Here is a 255-nt window from a genome sequence, read left to right on the forward strand (position 1 = left end):
GAGGGCGTTCCTGGATCGGCAAAATAAATATCAATGTCATGTTGATTACTTAATGCTTTCCAATTGGAAAATTCCTTACCACAATCAAACGTCATCGACTTAAAGAAATGTCGAGGAATCGATTCCAGCCATTGGTTCATCCTCTGTTCAATGTCACTGGCTTTGCGGCCATCCGGTTTCAAAGTGATGATGATTTTGGAAAGACGCTCTACTAGCGTGATAACAGCACTCTTGTGGTGAACACCCACAATGGTA

At 42.4% G+C, this 255-nt stretch carries 1 protein-coding gene; it reads right to left on the reverse strand.

The window, feature by feature from the left end; all coding sequences use genetic code 11:
• Positions 1 to 255 (reverse strand): IS30 family transposase (locus tag ACEN4N_RS11575; RefSeq protein ID WP_407094278.1); only part of this gene is annotated, 255 nt, incomplete at both ends.

The sequence above is a fragment of the Ruoffia sp. FAM 20857 genome (assembly GCF_045528645.1).
Taxonomy (GTDB): Bacteria; Bacillota; Bacilli; order Lactobacillales; family Aerococcaceae; genus Ruoffia; species Ruoffia halotolerans.